The organism is Brevibacterium aurantiacum (genome assembly GCF_007558825.1).
In the GTDB taxonomy this organism is placed as follows: Bacteria; Actinomycetota; Actinomycetes; order Actinomycetales; family Brevibacteriaceae; genus Brevibacterium; species Brevibacterium aurantiacum_A.
Genome location: NZ_VLTK01000010.1, coordinates 138,551 through 156,057 on the forward strand (window position 1 = coordinate 138,551; position 17,507 = coordinate 156,057).

Annotated in this window: 11 protein-coding genes, 1 pseudogene and 1 other annotated feature; of the genes and pseudogenes, 3 read left to right on the forward strand and 9 right to left on the reverse strand. The window is 55.2% G+C overall.

What is annotated here, in order from left to right:
* Positions 1 to 31 precede the first annotated feature (31 nt).
* Positions 32 to 943 carry an LCP family protein gene (locus FO013_RS16615; RefSeq protein WP_143923665.1) on the forward strand — a complete coding sequence of 304 codons (912 nt, stop codon included), beginning with the start codon at positions 32 to 34 and terminating at the stop codon, positions 941 to 943.
* Between the two features lie 2 nt (positions 944 to 945).
* Here the strand turns inward: FO013_RS16615 and FO013_RS16620 are convergent, their stop codons facing one another.
* Positions 946 to 2,532, reverse strand: a complete 1,587-nt coding sequence (locus FO013_RS16620; RefSeq protein WP_260848218.1) for a hypothetical protein — start codon at positions 2,530 to 2,532, stop codon at positions 946 to 948.
* Between the two features lie 193 nt (positions 2,533 to 2,725).
* Between FO013_RS16620 and FO013_RS16625 the strand changes: the two genes are divergently transcribed.
* Both FO013_RS16625 and FO013_RS23315 read left to right on the forward strand, forming a co-directional pair.
* Positions 2,726 to 4,276 (forward strand): hypothetical protein, encoded by a 1,551-nt coding sequence (locus tag FO013_RS16625; RefSeq protein WP_143923666.1) that lies wholly within the window; start codon positions 2,726 to 2,728, stop codon positions 4,274 to 4,276.
* Between the two features lie 492 nt (positions 4,277 to 4,768).
* Positions 4,769 to 5,548: a polysaccharide pyruvyl transferase family protein gene (locus FO013_RS23315; protein WP_395949902.1), complete on the forward strand. Its 780-nt coding sequence runs from the start codon at positions 4,769 to 4,771 to the stop codon at positions 5,546 to 5,548.
* 477 nt (positions 5,549 to 6,025) lie between these two features.
* Here FO013_RS23315 and FO013_RS16635 read toward each other — a convergent pair whose 3' ends face one another.
* The 8 genes and pseudogenes from FO013_RS16635 to FO013_RS16670 form a co-directional block, all read right to left on the reverse strand.
* Positions 6,026 to 6,232 (reverse strand): integrase core domain-containing protein, encoded by a 207-nt coding sequence (locus FO013_RS16635; protein ID WP_143923668.1) that lies wholly within the window; start codon positions 6,230 to 6,232, stop codon positions 6,026 to 6,028.
* Positions 6,233 to 6,241: 9 nt separating this feature from the next.
* Positions 6,242 to 6,502, reverse strand: a pseudogene (locus FO013_RS23320) (DDE-type integrase/transposase/recombinase); the annotation flags it as partial.
* A gap of 89 nt (positions 6,503 to 6,591) precedes the next feature.
* A complete protein-coding gene (locus FO013_RS16645) occupies positions 6,592 to 7,005 on the reverse strand; it encodes an IS3 family transposase (RefSeq protein ID WP_143923670.1) in 414 nt (137 codons plus the stop codon).
* Positions 6,870 to 6,984: a sequence feature (AL1L pseudoknot), on the reverse strand. (Overlaps the previous gene by 115 nt.)
* Positions 7,006 to 7,249: 244 nt before the next feature.
* Positions 7,250 to 10,969 carry a bifunctional glycosyltransferase/CDP-glycerol:glycerophosphate glycerophosphotransferase gene (locus tag FO013_RS16650; protein ID WP_143923671.1) on the reverse strand — a complete coding sequence of 1,240 codons (3,720 nt, stop codon included), beginning with the start codon at positions 10,967 to 10,969 and terminating at the stop codon, positions 7,250 to 7,252.
* Positions 10,970 to 10,973: 4 nt separating this feature from the next.
* A complete protein-coding gene (locus FO013_RS16655) occupies positions 10,974 to 14,507 on the reverse strand; it encodes a bifunctional glycosyltransferase/CDP-glycerol:glycerophosphate glycerophosphotransferase (RefSeq protein ID WP_143923672.1) in 3,534 nt (1,177 codons plus the stop codon).
* Entirely contained in the window at positions 14,504 to 15,385 is an 882-nt protein-coding gene (locus tag FO013_RS16660; RefSeq protein ID WP_143923673.1) for a DUF6270 domain-containing protein, read from the reverse strand. Before FO013_RS16660 ends, FO013_RS16655 begins: the two co-directional genes overlap by 4 nt.
* The gene (locus FO013_RS16665; RefSeq protein ID WP_143923674.1) at positions 15,382 to 16,692 is read right to left on the reverse strand and encodes an ABC transporter ATP-binding protein; all 1,311 of its coding nucleotides are present in this window, start codon (positions 16,690 to 16,692) and stop codon (positions 15,382 to 15,384) included. The genes FO013_RS16660 and FO013_RS16665 overlap by 4 nt, the downstream gene beginning before the upstream one ends.
* Complete coding sequence (locus FO013_RS16670; protein WP_186293168.1) at positions 16,679 to 17,407, reverse strand: ABC transporter permease; 729 nt, start codon at positions 17,405 to 17,407, stop codon at positions 16,679 to 16,681. The genes FO013_RS16665 and FO013_RS16670 overlap by 14 nt, the downstream gene beginning before the upstream one ends.
* Between the last annotated feature and the right edge of the window lie 100 nt (positions 17,408 to 17,507).

Sequence of the window (17,507 nt, forward strand, 5' to 3'; positions counted from 1 at the left end):
GTACTGATCACACCGAGGGAGACGCACCGCGATGGCGAAGCTGAAGAAGATGGTCTCGGCAGTAGGTTCCATCAAGGACCTGAATAGCGCCCGAGCCGAGTTCGACGAAGCCTCCCGAGTCCTACCCGACGAGGCGATCTTCCCACCCGATGACATTCGTCCGGCGACAACTGATGCCCGTACTCTTCTGCTTCGGATCACGCATGCTGCCGAGTCACAGAAGACCAATAGCCAGGGTGACACTTTCGCAGCCATCCACATCCCTGCCACGAATGACTTCGCGGTCGTGATGACGCTCAACCCATCGGCACAGATCGAATCGGGTCAGACCTTCGCCACAATTGCCGATGAAGGTGGTTGGCCGGTCATCGTCGCCATGGTCGAAGACATCTTGGGTGTACGCATCGATCACGCGACCGAACTCGAAGCCTCTGCACTGGGCGCAGTCATCAACGAGCTAGGCGGCCTGCCCGTCTACAGCCGAACCGCGTTCTCAGCAGGCGATGTGGAGTTCATCGAGGGCACCAACAACCTCAACGCCAGCTCAGTCGGTGCATTCGCCACCGCCGACCCGGTCGACGATGCCGGCCAAACACGCACCCGCAATCAGCGCGCCGCACTGCGCGCCCTCATCCAGGCGCTCAAGACAGGTGGCCTGGCCAAGGACCCCAATAAGGGGGCCACTGTGCTCGGTCATTTCGCCAGCGGCATCCATCACGATAAGACCCTGACGACGCTGGAGCTCGGCAAGATCGCCAACAGCCTTCGCCAGCTCGAATCAGATGACATCGCCGTCATCACCATCCCCACGACGTCCCGTCGAGAAGACGACGGCACCGTCATCATTGATCTCGACGCAGAGGCCATGCCGGCGCTCAAAGACGCGCTGGCTGGCAACGACCTGCCGGACTTCTTCCGGTACCTGGTGTCACTGGGGTACTGAACCTACTTCTTACGCATGATGAACACCGTCACTGAGCTGCCCGCAATGTCGATGTTGAGCTCGTTATCGTCAGCACCAGGACTCGCTGATGCACTCGCACTGCCGGAGTTCTTCGGCCCGCTGTAGGGGATCGTGTCCGGCAGCGGATTTGATGGAATCACCTTCGTCGCGCGCTTCGCATCGTTCGAGGGTCCGTATACCTGAGACGCCTTGTCCACTGAGAATCCCTTCGGCATCTTCAGCGACACTGGGTTGCCTCCGACCTCGGCAGCATCGTTGGCGTTGATAATCGTCGTCACGAGTGTCTTGCCATTATCCTTCGACACGGTATAGGCGCTCATGTTCCCACCACCCTTCACCGAGGTCTTGGTGAATGTTCCCCCGATGCTCGGAACGACGAGCCTGAGACCCAGCATGTTGGGCCGGGGAACGAAGGTATCGGATCGCTGCCCATGATCGGCCGGGTCGCAGACGAGCGACATCGGCGCTCCCCCATTGCAAGCACCGAGCATTGAGTGCATCGCCATCCGTTCCACCCCGAGTTGTGCAGCGTAGAGCGTGTAGTCAGCAGCCCACAGTGCCGAAGCGTTGGTCAGCGAGGTGTCGTTCGTACCTGGGCAACTCGTCGGACCGGTCTCTTCCAGCCAGAGAGGCAATTCAGCCGCGTCGGCTTTCTCCCTGCCGATCCCCAAATTCTTCCTCGCCGACTTCTTCGCCAAGGGATCGATGAGATTCTCTGCTTGAGGCCCGCGTCCAGGCACCTTCCCAGAATCGCATTCAGGCAGTTGATACCAGTGCTGAGAGATCGCGGTCTTGTGCTTGACGTCAGAATCGGCAAATGCCTCCATCCACGCACCGTCGTAGACATCCGGACCGATAATGGGAGCGTCCGGTCGTTTGGCATGGATCGCCTTCGCATATGCCTCGAGTTGCTTGACGTACTTCTCTTTGTTCCAACCTTTGCCCCGGACGTTGCCGTTCGAAACGTCCTTAACCGTGTATCCATTCGGTTCGTTGCCGATGGCAAGACCAACCAAAGAATCGCCGAGGATGTCGACCGCGTGCGCGGCCATGTCGGCTCCCCGTTTGGGATCGTATGTTCCCAGAGGAATGCCGAGTGTCACGGTGGACCCGGTGGCATCAACGAGCTTCTTCAGACGTTTGAGGTCGTCGGGGGTGATCGTTGATTGTTCGGCATGCTGAGGCCTCTCCCCGTCCGACGTCCAGAACGTTCGCCGGTCAAGGGCATTGCCCCCAAACCGCAGAGCCGGGGAACCTAAGCTTTTCAACTGCTCATCCAGGTTCGAAACGTCAGGGTCCAATCGCCTGTCGGCAATGTCGGTGGCTTCAAACGACATTCCAATACTTGAAGCCTCCATTAACACGCTTCCGTTCCTAAGCGAAACGCCAATAGCGGCATTCGCCCCGCTAACGTCGCCGGCTAAAACCTGCACAAAGTTCGCCGCTTCTGGAGCACTCCCTGGCCCCACCTCCGTCACAACACTCTCTTTGGCACCCTGCGAATCGCCAGAACTGCACCCAGCCAGGATAAATAAAGTAGCAACCCCAGCACAGATGAAAGTGCTCATTCTGCCTGCAGTCACGCTATCCCTCCTATTCGCGCTCGCCCCCACTCCATGTGCACGAGACACCGAATTTGCAATCGCCCAGCCAGTCGTCCGCCTCAGCATCGAATGCACAACTATACAACTGACCAGTTAGGCTATAGCTCAGATTCACGCCGCCCAACACTGCAACTAAAGGAAAACGAGGAGCACCCCGATGAGCGGACGACTTAACTCGCAGGTCGACATAGTCAACTCAATCGTTTCTCGTGACGGTGACTTTAAAAGAACACCTCCACGTCCAACCGAACTTCAAGAGGCGGACTATATGGGCAAGTTCGATGCAGACACCATCCTATATGACGCCTATCGCACGGATACTCACATCAGACTCACCTGCCCACCACTCCTCAACCTCGAAGATGAGGTAATCTCCGAATTGGCTCGAGCAGTGGGCCCAACGCATGATGTATTAGTATCGAACTTGGACCGGGTGTCACATATCGACATTTCTGACCCCACAAAGACAATTGATCAAGTTCAAGTTTCATTCGGCACTAAAGAGTATCTTCTATCAGTCACGCCATCAAGACTAGAAGACTATTCAAACAAAACAGTATTATTGTCTAAATCGAAGAACAACGATCTACAATGGCTGTCCGACTGGGCCAAATATTACGCAACACAGCATCACGTTGATGCAATACTTCTTTACGATAACGGCTCTACTGAATACACGGCAGAACAAGCTAGACAAGCTATCACTGTTGAAGGAATAGAAGTTGCAACCGTCGTTTCATGGCCCTTCAGGTTCGGCCCTCAGGGAGGAAAGTGGTCCGGATCAACTAAACGTCCCTGGGATTCAGACTTCTGCGAGTACGGAATAATTGAACACGCTAGGCACAAGTACCTAGGAAAGAGCTCGGTGTTAATATCACACGATATTGATGAATTGCTAGTCGTAGAAGACAACAATCCCATACTGGAGCACTTGAAGACCTGCAAGGCAGACTATTTGCAATACAGCGGAATATGGATCGAGGATATACGAGACAACAAGTCAGAGCCTCCACGTTTCCAAGACTACCAATACGCGAACTCAAAAGGTACACCAACAACTACGAAGTGGTTGGCGCACCCTCAAAAGATTCAAACTGCAAAACAATGGAAAACCCATAGTGTCAATGGCGCGCAAGCGGAGACAAATCCCTTTTTAAAGCACCGACATTTCAAAGGAATAACCACCAACTGGAAATGGGACCGCTCCGAATCACGCGATCACCCGAAAGCAGGTGAAATAGTGGACTATGCTCTGCGCTCAAACCTTGAAAACGCGTTTCAGTTAGCTTCAATATCAGCTCCCCCCGGTGCGGCTTATACCAAGGAGGATGCGCTCCTCCGCCATGCATACCTTGAGGATGTACGCCGCGAGATGAACCCATACCGCTGGACCAAAAGAGGAATGAACAGACTTTGGTACTGGAAGAGTAATGTGCTTGTCGTAGATTTCGACCAAGGTGGTGCAGGGTATCGCCATGCGTTCGAGCTGCGAATCCTAGGAGACCGCACCATCCTGATAGCCACGGGACGTGACGAAAAATCAATCGCTCGCCTGAAGGGTCATCTTCCTTCAACGAGCTCAGTTTTTAATGACAGCGATAGACATTGGGAACTCGACTGGTGGAGACTGTTCGTCGCTCCAAAAGACGTAGCCATGGACTGCGTGCAATTCGTCAGCGGACTGCTGCCCCACCTTGAACGCAGATGAGCATCCTTCCAGGATCGCAGTTCCATACTCGATGGACACCCCTCAATCAGAAGGTCACATACAATAATGTCGTCAATAGAATCTGAACGCCTGAAGGCTATAAACGCATCGCTTAAGCCCAAACGCCGTTATCCCACCGAGTTCCGAAGAAGCTGGTTCTGGCGCAATGATGTCCTCGTGTTGGACTTTGCGACGCGCACAGGTGTGAGGCTCGCTGCTGAAATACATGATCGCAAAGAAGACTCGACTCTGGAACTCGTCGCACGCGATTCCGAATCTCAATACGGACTGCGGAGGGCCATCTCTCGGCTTCAGCTCCCACGCCCCGTTAACATCAATGAAAAGCCTATCCGGTTGGCTACATGGGATAGACATGTGTCAAATGAAGTCATAATAGGTGACACTCTGATCAATATTCAAAGAATACTGACGAGTCTTGATTCTGATCGAAATCAGATCCAACCCAACAGCGTTCCAGGCTACTGGTGGGACATGCGTACCAATTTTGGCGATCTTATCGGCCCAAAGGTCATGTCCCATCTCACGCGACGCGCAGTTCATAACACCTACGGCCTACCAAACTCCGGCTCGGCTATCGTTTCGGTTGGATCAATTATAGATGTAGTTCACCGTTCAAACATGCATATATGGGGAACGGGTCTTATGAACGTCCCCACACGGAGCCGGATTCGGGAGCTCTCCGGGCTTGACTGGACAATCAGCGCAGTGCGGGGACACAGAACGCGGACTACGCTGCAAGACCAGCTCGGCTGGTGCATTCCGAACGTAGTTGGCGACCCCGGGTTGTTGTTTCCTCGTGTCTTCTCGGATAGTACGACACCGACTCAAGATGCAATAGCAGTCATTCCCCACTATGCACACAAGACGGTGCTAAACCGCGATCTTGTGGAGTCGCAAGAGTGCTTGTTCGTTGATGTGGAAAGGTCACCGGAAGAGGTAGCTTCCGACATTCAACGATCGAGACTCGTCATATCAACGTCCCTCCATGGCTTGATTCTCGCACAAGCTTACGGGGTCCCCTGGCTGTGGCTTAAGGTCGTCGATAGGCATCTTGCGGGACAAGATTTCAAGTTTGAAGATTTTTTTAGCACTGTCGACCGCGAGTCAGTCTCAGTTCTTGCCTGTTCAACCGTAGACATACAGTCAATCAACTTCCGCACAATTGCCAAGAACAGCCGATTGCCCACCCCTCGCTATTCTCTGAACGCCCTCGAGCAGGCATTCCCATATGATGTGGCCAGGCCAGTATAGAGTTCAGGCTATAGGAAATCGCGTGTTGTTTTGTTGGCTCATCGTAAACGAGTTTATAGGACCAGCTAGTATCCGTCAGTTTCGATTCGGCGCCTGGTTACGAAATGCGTGAGTTTTCGGAATCCGGGTGTCGCCCTGTCACCTTTTAAGCAGCCCCACAATCCGTCAGGATAGAAGGGGTCGCTGGCCTGAGAGTCCTGGCAAGATTTATGCCACAGTCATCATGATCCGGGGAGTGTTGTGACCGGGATTCGAAGGAACCAGGGAAATCGCTAATAGGGGCCAGAACCACTGGCAGAACACATGCCTCAAGCCCGACCGTAACGTGGATGCCGACCCCGGGATCCAGACCAGCACCACCGGCCAGCCGAACCACTTGTAGCCGCGATCACACCAGTCAATGAAGATGAGTGACATGATCACCAACCACGACGATGTCAAGCCCCGGGTTTCGTAGAGGGTGTTTTTCTTGGTCTTCTATGCAGCCACACTCGCGGCCGCTCCCTGGTTGGTCCACTCAGCTTGAACCTCGAACGGCGGCCGATATCGGCTCGCCGACTGCAGTCGTTGCCGGTTGTACCAGCCGATCCATCTCGACGTCTCGGCCATCACCTCGATCAGCCCCGACCATTCGCGACAGTCGATCAGTTCCGCTTTGTAGACTGAATTGAGCGCTTCAGCCATGGCGTTATCTTAGGAATCGCCGCGGGACCCGACAGACGCCACGACCTCGGATTCTGCCAGTGTCTCGCCGTAACGAATCGATCGGAAATGGACTCCGCGATCCGAGTGGTGGACAAGTCCAGATACGTCTTCACCAGCTCGGAACTTCGCCGCCAAAGCCATCGTTAGCGCGTCTTTGGCCAACGATTCGCGCATATGGTTCGTCACCTGCCAACCCACAATCTCCCGGTGGAACAAGTCCAGAATGAGCGTCGTGTACAACATCCCAGACCGTGTCGGTACATACGCCTATTCGCGACCCACAGACAGTTCGGCGCAGCCGCTGTGAACTCGCGCTCGACGCGATCGCCAGGGCACTCCTACGCCCTGGCCGAGGCCGTTTTCGGACGCTTCCGCTTCCGACGCGCACCGTCGATACCCAGTCGGCGCATCAACCGCTCGACCGTGCACCGGTCCGCTGGCCCGAATCGGTCGGCATAGTCACGGTTGATCGCCTTCCACACCTTCTGCACTCCGTAACAGGAATAGTTGGCTTCATAGACGTCTTCGATCACGACCATGAGTTCCCGGTCCCGACGGGCCCGGATTGAGGGTCGGCGCAACTTGTACGCGTAATACTTGCTCACAACAATCCGTGCGGCAGTCCCTGACAGGCCACGCACGATTGGCTCGACTCCGAACTCGTGTCTATTCGCGTCGATGAAGTCGACGACTACCTTGATAGGCGGTCGAGCTCCGCCGCGAAGAAGGCCGAAGCCTTCTTCAAATATCATTCGCCCGCCTAGACTCAGCCAGCTCAGCCCGCAGTCGGCGATTCTCTGCCTCAAGGTCAACTAATTCGGCCGGCGTGGCTTTGCTCGCGTCCTTGTGTTTACACACCCAGACTGCAAGGTCTCCTTGCTCAGCCCAAGCTCCTTCGCGACACGGGTGATCGCCCCGTTCGCCGTCTCGCCTGAATTGCACCTGACGAAAGGGATCTGGCGATGGCCTCCAAGCGCAACAAATGCTCGCTTGCTGTCATGATCCTGGGCTAGGAACCACAATTTCGCTGTAGTCAGCGAACAGTCGCTCCACTGCCCGCCCGTCATCTAACGGCGCAAATCTGTCGACGAACCGCGCATACCGTTCTGAGTGCTCATAGTCAGATCTTGACTCACCCTTTATCCACCGAACTGCAGATACGCCGTCTCGGAAGATGGGGCCCGGTGCCAGTGTTTCGAAATCGAAGTAAAAGCCCCGGGTCTCATCCCTATATTGATTGAAATCTGGAGCCACGAACGCCAGAGGCTTCCCGGTGACTACATAGTCGAACATGATCGATGAATAGTCGGTCAACAACATGTCGGACGCAGAGATTAGGTCGTTGACGTCGGGGTGAAGCGACACGTCGATCACTCCAGCGGGCAGCCGACTCTGATTCGCGAATACAGAGTTGGCGTGACCGCGGTAGAAGATCACAAAGTCGCTACCAAGCGCAGCTGCAGCCTCCTGGAGACCAAGGAAGTCAACTCGGCTGTATCGGCCAGAAGCGTCCCTCAGATTGTCACGCCATGTCGGCGCATAAAGAACCACAGTCTGGTCTTGGCGGATTCCATAAGTTCCGCGAGCATGTTCACGAGCTGTCTCAATTCGAGTTGCGTCGTTCAACGGGTCATTTCGTGGGTAGCCCTTAGCGAATACGGGGCCGCGATAGTCGAACGCATCCGCAAGTTGTTCGGCCGCCCAGCTACTCTGGGCCAACAGCAAATCCCACTCACGTTCGGATTCCTTCTGCATTAAAGCACGATACCGAAGCGACAGGTTCGCTCCAGGCACATGATTACCAATGCGCTTCAAGGGCGTTCCGTGCCACGTCTGAATGTATTTTTGCCCGTCAGCCTTCTTAAAGTAGTGCGGGAAGTTATTGTTATTGACCAGCACCTCGCTAGTCGACAGACTCCGCATCCATTCTTCCGACCCGCCAACGACGCCATAGGCGCCTTCGGGCACAGGAACCGAGTGATCCCGAACGGACCATATCCGCTGAACTTCGGGATACAAGTTGGCTACTGCTCGGTCGATTTCTTTAGGAGATCCTGAGACAGTATTGCCTCCGAAACTCTCGAAGAACATAGTGCCAATCTCTATCTCGCGATCAGACGCGGAAAACATAGCGAAAGCCGACTTTCGCACCGAGAATGCGCTGTTGAATGATTTGGTATTTCCCACACCAGTCACAACCAGTTTCAACGATCGGCTCTTTCCAATGCACACGAACCGGAAGTTATGGACCGAAGTCGACATATCAAGCGGCAAATTGGATTGGAGTTCGCTCGAAACTGGCACCCACAGTGTAGCGGGTGTTGGTTGGCCACCAGGGAGGAGTGCCTGCAGAATGAAGTCATCGCTGGCAACAGGACGTTCACGAAAATCACTGCTTAAAGCGCCCAGATTGAAGGATGCTTCAAATGACCGTCGATCGCTATTCCACGTCAGCTTGCTTGCCGGAATTGAGGTCTTGGAGCTGACGAGAGCCAACGAGGGTGCATGGGTGCGTACACGAGTCGCATCTGAATAAAACTGACCCGCAATCACCAGCTCCTCGGTCTCAGGAGCCACGCAGATCGACATAACCTCGGCTGCAATCCTTCTGACTTCTAGCTGGAGGTACCCATAACTGCTACTGGTCGGCACGACGCGATCCATTGACTGCCTTTGAGTCAACAGGCTTGCATCTACTGCCAAAGGTGCGGAGAATTTATCGTTACAGAGAACGTCCACTGTAAATGACTCGGCTAGCTTCTGTTTCGCAGGTCCGTCCAGGTGAGCAATTGAGATGCGCGCAGACGCAATTTTCCCATCCTTCTTCATCTCGGCAGCAATGATTACTGAATGTTGGGATTTTATACGGAGTTGTGCCTCATTTAAGTCAAATAGTTCACGGCGAGGCAATCCGTTCTCTTCTTGCAACTCTACTTCAATATAAAGGCTGTCAGAGTTCATCGAGAGATCTCGAACACGGAAACGTGGCTTGAGAAATTTCAAGCTCGACGAAATTCCAGGATCACCGACGACCGTAAACCGATTGCCTCCAGGCGTGATCGCACCGGGTTTAGGCCATGCGGCCACACCGTCTGACAGACGTTTCGGGTTCCGAACCTCCCAGGTGTAACTGCCGTGTTCAAGGATGACGATAATGTCGAGCTGCTCGCTTTCAGTTGCGGTCAACTCGCTTAGAGCATTGTCTAAGGCTTCCTCGGCAAATGTAATTTCGAAATGTGATTTTGAATGTTCATTGTACGGATCAGCAGTCAGATGACCTACCGCCCCCGGAATAGTCCGGGAACTAGTCGCACTAGTGCTACCAGTCTCAAGGTATTCGATGCGGGCCGTGCATGTTAAGTCCTCCGCCAGGTTCGGAATATACGCAAACACGTCAAGCTTGAGCGCCCCATCCAATCCACTTTGGACAGCGGAAACAATGGCCTGGGCAGTCAGCTGCTGAGGATACACGGTCTTAAGACGGTCCGGAATCTCTGCGAATAAAGCCCGAAGTCCAGGAACTTCTGCCCTATAGTGATTCCCGTCTGAGATCGCTCGATAGTAGGTGCGGTAAGAGTCGAAAGCTACCAACAGCTCAGTTATCTGTTGCCTAGTTCCGTGGGACGCCAAATATGCAAGCCAGCGTCTCTCCGGCGCGATATCGTCAATCGCCTGTTCTGATGCTAAATCGTAGAAGTGTCGTAAGCCTGACTGCAATACTTCGAAGAATTCCGGATCTGCGCGCGGGACTTCTCTGTAGTAGTAGAAGAAGTCTTCACCAAGGCATTTGGTGTACCAGTAGTCGATGAAGGACCTAGGAGCTCCTTCTACGACCAGCCGCACTTTCTCAGCGACTGCAAGTCGTTGCTCTAGATCGCGGATTTCGGCCTTGTTCTGCGTGATGGACTGACCGTCCTCTCGGAGACGCCAGTGGTAGACGACATCAGTAAGGATGTCCAACTTGGCGCCGCCCACGAAAAGTTTAGCGGTACATTCCTGATCTTCGTAAAGAGTCCCTACGGGAAACTCTCCGACGATCTCGTTCCACACAGACCGCTTGAAAACCTTGTTGCATGCAAATACATCCCACATCACTGGCGCGTGCTCGGGTGCGGTAATACCAATACGTTCTTCATCATGTACTAGTTGCACCCAGAACGGCGTCCATCGCCTGGTTGAGTTAAACCGTTCCATTGAACCGATGGCAACGTCCGATCCTGAAATCTCCAGGGACTGCATCATATAAGAAAAGGCCTCTGGCGGAACAACATCGTCAGAATCGATGAACGTGAGATAAGGTGCAGAAGACTCTCTTATCCCCGTATTGCGAGCGGCGCCTAGACCTTGATTCTCTTGGTGCACCACGGTGATCCTCGGGTCTGATTCCGCCAACGAATCTGCAATTTCACCGGTGCGACCCGGAGAGCCATCATCAATGATGTACATCTCCCAATTTGTGTAAGTTTGCACAACGATCGATTTAACACATTCTTCAAGAAAATTGTCCACGTTATAGGCGGGAACAATCACTGTCAGCTGTGGGTCGTTTGGCCTCCGAATGATCTGCTGCGGTGCCAGTGGCTCGGTGCTTGCTTCTGCCGCTTTCGTCGAAAATTGGCTCTTCTGAATCATAGTTGCCGTCGAGCGCTTCGCTCGATCCACTGCGGAGCGGGACTTGTTATAGGCCAACCTCGCCAATGATTCGATTCGATTCACGATGTTATTCCTCTATTTGCTGATAAGGCTGCTGAAAGTTCAAGAGCAAATTGATGCACGTATCTAGGGTGCATTGGTATTCATTTGGGGGAAGAGTGAACGAGTCGTTGTCGGAATCCTCTCTGCACATTTTGTCGAATATTTGACTGCAATACTCGCTGATTTCTTCAATACCTTGGCACGTTACGTGGGGCGGGTATTCTCCTACATCGTCGTAGAAACCCCGTTCCTCGCGATAGTCATAGATATCCGGGGCGAATAGGATCAGCGCGCGCCCCGTGAGACGGAAATCAAATAGCAGGGAGGAGTAGTCCGTGATCAACACATCGGTTATGGCGAGAAGATCTTCGACATGCCGCACCGTTGAAACGTCTATTACCCCACCTTTTTGCATGTGCCGAGTTTTCGCGACGTGATGGGCCCGAACTAGTACCGTGGATTTAGTTTGGGCGGACAGCGCCGGCAGGTCCAGATAGTCCTCCCACCTGAATATTGCCCCAGTACGATGACGTTCGCGCCACGTAGGGGCGTACAGGATTACTCGAGAGTCGGGGTTAATGCCCAAACGCTTCCGGATTGTCTCCTGCCGAAGGAGATTCTTCGCAAGACGCTGATTCCTCGGGTATTCCCCGACCAGTACTTCTCCCTCATACCCGAGTCCGCTGCGGAGGTTCTCCGCAGCCTTCTCTGACTGAGCCAATAGCACGTCCCACTGTTGTACTTCGTTGTTCATGAGGCGCCTGTATGTAAGGGGTACCTTGGAACTGGGAATATCCCAAAGTAACTTTTTCATCGGAGTGCCGTGCCAAGTTTGCAGATAGTACTGCCCGAGACGCTTCCTCACGTAATAAGGAAAATTGTTGTTGTTTACCCACGACTTGGTTGTGGCCAATGCACTGTGCCACGCAGCAGTACCTTCCACTACCGGAATTCCACCGGCTGGTACTTCGACGGTACGGTCGCGCACGGACCAGTACAGTGGGATCTTGACTCCAAGCTCACGTACAGCATCAAAAAGTGCTCTCGGATTGTCGTTGCAACTCTTACCGTTGAAGGACTCAAATAGGATACCTTCGCTGACGGGCCCCCAGTCCTGCTCCCTGAGTGAGAAACGACCATGCGTGGTCCGCTCCTTTGATGACCAGGGTGGTGTCGCTGTAATGGCGACGGAGCCGGACGCACGCCCCTCTATCCGTATAGTGTTCCATTCCGTGTACACATCGACTGGACGTATCGCGAGCTTCCCCGCAACTCTTGCCCACGACTCGGAAGACTCAGAAGTGATGCCAAAGCGAACGTGATATCCGCCCGACAGCGCGGCTACAGTGCCTCCTTCTGGACCGGCCGTCGTGAGGTCATACACCGTTGTGAACCCACCGTCCGCATGCATCGTGGTCTCAGAAGGAGCAATCGTCTGATCGGATGATTTGAGGACTACGCAGAGTTTCTGCGGAGGATCGATTCTCCCTGTAAGCATGAGTCGATCCCGGTCGCTGCTGGCGCCCGTTACGCTGACTCGGATCGCCCGTTGGGCGATCTTCACTTTTCCGTCGATATCAGGCTCGGGGCGAGCTCGTCCGGTGTCGGGAAGAAGATAGTCGACGGAATCGTAGTAGACATCTTCCGCTTGTCCATCGACCTTATGCGCCCTGAGTGTCCATAGCCGTTCTCCACCAGCCAAGTATCTGTCCGGCAGCGTTGGTAGGTCTCCGTCGAAGATCGAGCGATTCTGGATTGCTAACTGGTGGGTCTCACCGCGATGAACAAGCTCCATTGCACGAACATCTGCATCAGATGACAAGGTCACGGTAATGCTTCCACCGTTGACCGAAACGTTCTTGGCGACGACAGTGGCAACCGGGATTGCAACAGGGCTGATCGACAGTTCGTCGTGCTCGTCAGCGATTACAGTTACACGCTGACTATCAACCATTGGACTGGGGGCGATCATTCCAACCACCGTCGAAGAGGTTGCGGGAGCGCTGAGGCGGACATCCCGAGCATCGAAAACCCCGAAGAGGCCTATTCCCCGCGGTGAGACATCGTCGATCTCTCGAATATCGATGCGCACTGTGAATCCGCCAGCAGCATAGCTACGCCAGGGGTCTCCGGCTTCCAAGTCGACCCGGTTGTCTTCTCGACTATCAACCGGTAGGTCGAACACCGTGGCTCCATCCATAACTCCCTGCATACGAACGGCAAGTTCAGCTGGATCGATTCCAGGCACATAGGCACAGCCTTGAAGTTCGAGTATTCCCTCGCTCACCCATCTGGCATTTCTCACCCGGACAACAGGTTTGAAATCTACCTGCCGTGCTCTCAACAGTCTTGATGGCAATCGAGTTTCAAGTCTGTGAACAAATGTAGGAACAACGTTCCAGCGTCCATCGACGTGTTCGAATGGCACCGCAGTAGTCTCTTCGAGCCGCGTACCCAGAATCTCTTCGATGTCGTGGAGCCTGCCGGCGGCAACGACCCACATAAATAGGCGCTCCTGGGTGGGAATGAGCTTCCAAGCATGACGTGGCATCGACTTCTTCAGTTCGTGCGTCGCCGAGCACAACGTCTTTCGGAACCGATCGGTCGCCGTGTCCAAATACTCGGCGTGCATGGCAAGGTCCGTACCCATCCAGATCGCATAGGCGTGGGTTCGAACCATGTCCGGCTCATGTTCGAGCACATTGGCCAAAGCCTCGATGACCTCCAACTTGGCGCGCAGGTCTGTCAATCTGGCTTTGCGATGAGAGCGCGTGTCTCGGCCATCGGCCAAGCGCCATGCGTACACATCAGCGGGCAGCACGTCAATTGCCGCAGCGCCGACCAACGCACGGTAGACAGGCTCTTGGTCTTCGTAATTTGCGAAGCTCTTCATAGGGCCGACGTGGCGGTCCCAGAAATCACGTTGATAGACCTTATTCCACAGAACTGGCTCTTCAAGCAGTTCAGGCATGTCGTCGAGTCGAACTGCAAGCCGTTGTCGGGCATGTACCCTCGCCGTCAGCTTTGGTCGTAGTCTCCCCATCATTCCCATCCGGATATACGACCCCGTTGCAATGTCAGAGCCTGTACGTTCGAGGGAGCCGACCATGGTGGCATACGCATTCGGCAGAACTTCATCGTCCGCGTCGACGAAAGCGAGATATTCTCCACGAGCCGCCTCAACACCGCGATTGCGTGCGATTGCCGGACCAGAATTGCGACCGGTGATCACAGTGACTCGGCCATCGCGTCCCGCGACTTCCTTCGCTTTCTCTGCAGTATCGTCACTAGACCCGTCATCAACGACGAGAACTTCGAGGTCGATGCCCTTTTGAGTGAGGATGCTGCTCAGGCACCTGTCGACGAAGTCACTTGCGTTGAACGTCGGCACCACGACACTGAGGGTCGGCCGGTCTCCCGCACGGCTGACCCGCTCAGCCGCGGCCGAATCATCAGTGAAGTCATCGGTGAACTTGAACTTCCGTTTATAGTCTCGGAATCCTTTGATTCCGCCGTGGCGCAAGTGCCACAGTGCCTTTCGCCACTGTTGTGCCTTCACGGCTGATCACCGCCGTTGTCCTTCATCTGCTCGAGAATACCGTCGACGATCGACAGGTAATCAGCTTTACGGTAATGAAAAGGCTGGGGCCCCCACTTATGGCCCCGGTCGATTCGAACTTCGCCGCTCGGTCTCACCACCGACGACGCAGCCAGGGACCGTGCCAAATCTCGGTACCGGATATAATCTGCGTTCGCAGCAGCAGCTCTGTCCGCGTGCTCCTCTGCTTCTGTCGGCTTGACCCGCCACAGACTTGACCACGCTTCACCGACCCCTCTACCTTTTGATAGATCTCGACCTGCCTCCCGTGTACCCCGCTGCAACTTCCGCAATGTGCGCCCGAGCTTGGCGATGCTGTCCTGTTGGGGATGCTGTGCGCCATCGACAGCTCCCGCCCACTCGATGTCGAGCAGAATTGTTCGACCCCATAGGTCTGCGGCTTTGAAGCCGTCGATCAGCTTCTCAAAGCCTGATTTCCAGAGTTCGAAATGCTCATCGGTGCCGAATTCGACTAAGCGAGCACCTGCACGACGCGCGTCGCGGGCTGCGCCGCAGGCCTCGACCTCAAGCGAGTTCGTCATCGTCGTGTCGTCGGGGAAAAGCCAATAGCCTCGACGCTCGTCGACGAGATCTATGAGCACGAGTTCGAGATCTCTCGCGTGTTTGACGATTCGCGCGACCCCAGCGCCTTTGAGATCGCTTGTCACCATCTGCTTCTGGAACGCTGAGCTCAATTCGCTGAGGTCAGTGTCTTTAGTCCCATGCGGTGCTTCGAGACTGGTGACGGAATGACGCGCGACATAGACCACGACCTCCGAATCGGGAATGAACTCGGCCGTATCGCGACTTACACAAGAGCCGAAGATCGCAATCTTCATCGGCCCGAGTCCTGATGCACGGTAGGAGGTGCCTCGTCCTGACGAATCCGTTCTCGTTCCTGATACCGCTCATCGGCGATCTTGCGAGCTCGGGAAGCAAGCCTGCGCCCTGTGAAGTCATCTGAGGCGGCCACCGATGAGGCACGATCGCTCGGGTCAGCCGCCCGGAGGACCACGCGTTTCTTGCTCGGACGCAGGCGCAACGGCGGCGGTTCATCGTGGATTCGAGGGGCGCTGACGGCCTGGGAAGCGGGTTTCGGCAGTGCTGGGAACTTGGCCTTGGGAAGCTCGGTCGCGATCTCCTCAGGCCACACCTGGGATTCGGCTGCGGCCAATAGTGGCGCGGGAGTCTCTTCGACCTCGTCGACCGCCTCTCTGCGCTTCATGTGTCTGGTCGAGGCAACCGTCTTCTTCACTGTTCGCGCGGCGTGACGCGGAATCGGATCTCTGACGAGCTCGGGTTCCAGGATGTTGATTTCTTCTTTGACGGCGTTGCTGACGACGTCGTGAAGTAGCTTGTCGGCAATGTCGTCCTTGCCCTTGGCCACGTTCCAGGCCCACCACCGGTATTTCTCGGCGACTGCCTCGGCGGGGCCATTCATGAGGATCTCGCCCTTGTGCATCCACACAGCGCGGGTGCACAGCTCCTGGATCACCTTCGCTGCATGGTTAACGAGCAGAACTGTGCCCGCTTCAGCAAGGAGTTCGTCCATTGCACGTTCGCTGCGCTCTGCGAACGTCGCATCACCCGTCGAGAGCGCTTCGTCGATGAGCATGATCTTCGGACGTGCGGCCAATGCAATGGCGAACCGAAGTCGGGATCCCATGCCCGATGAATATGTGCCCATAGGCCGGTGGATGGCAGCTCCCAAGGCCGAAAGGTCGACGACATAGTCGAAGGCTTCGGCAGCTTCCTCCGGAGACAGCCCCATGGCCAGACAGCCCAGTCGGACGTTCTCGCTGCCGGACAGCGCCGGCTGCAAAGCCGCAGTCACGCCAAGGAGCAGAGGCTGATAGCGAACGAGGATGCGGCCACGATCGGGCTGTTCGACCCCCGCGACATTACGCAGGAATGTCGACTTGCCGGAGCCATTGGCACCGACGATGCCGACCATCTCGCCTTCACGGGCGACGAAGTTGACTCCACGCAGTGCACGGACGGTCGTTTGGCCTCGTCGACCAAGCATGGCATTGCCAATACGTCGCAGGCCTTTGGCCCGCTGACCGGGATCGTTGGTGTTGACGGTGTAGCGAACTTGGACGTTCTCCGCCACGATGTTGGGTTCTTCGAGCTCAGAGTCGGCCATAGCTCTCCTCCCCTCGCCAGAAGAACAGGAACCCGACTATGAGCAGGCCGCAGGCCCAGGCGATCGCCATAAACCAGAGCCATGCGGGTGAATCGACCCCGTAGAGCAGAGAATTTCTCACCAGCGTCAGATAGGCATGAATCGGGTTGAACTGCATAGCTGCCAGAATCGCAGGGTGGTTTGACAGCTTGTCTTCGATTGAGAAAAAGACTCCAGAACCATAGAGCCAGAACCGACTGATGATAGACATGAAATTGGTGAGGTCTGGAACCTTGTGCCCTAATCTGGCAAGTAGGCAAGCAAGTCCGACGTTGAATATTGTCTGAAGGACGATTACCGGAATGACAAGGACAACTCTCCAGGTGATCACCTCGGTTGGTGGAATGACCGCAATGAGGACCAGCATGACAGCAGCAGTGGGAATGAAATCAAGGAAGTTGCGGACGACGACGGACACAGGAAGCGCTGCACGAGGAAATTGGAATCCTCTGATCATCGACGCACCGGAACGGATCGCGCCTGTTCCCCCAGTCATACTTTTGCCGGTGAACTGGAAAAAGAAGACTCCTATCACCAGAAATCCAAGGAAATTGGGTACGCCGCGGGACGACTGAAGGATGAACCCGAAGATGAACCAGAATGCGAGCACCGAGAGCAGCGGGTTGAGGAACAGCCAGCCGTAGCCAAGGAGGTTCTTCCTCGTCGAACCGCTCATCTTGGCTCGGGATTCGGCAAGAATAAAGTGTCGACGGCCCCACAGGGCTGCCAGGTAGCTGCGCAGACTGGTCCGCCGACCAACGGGGACGAGCCCTTCG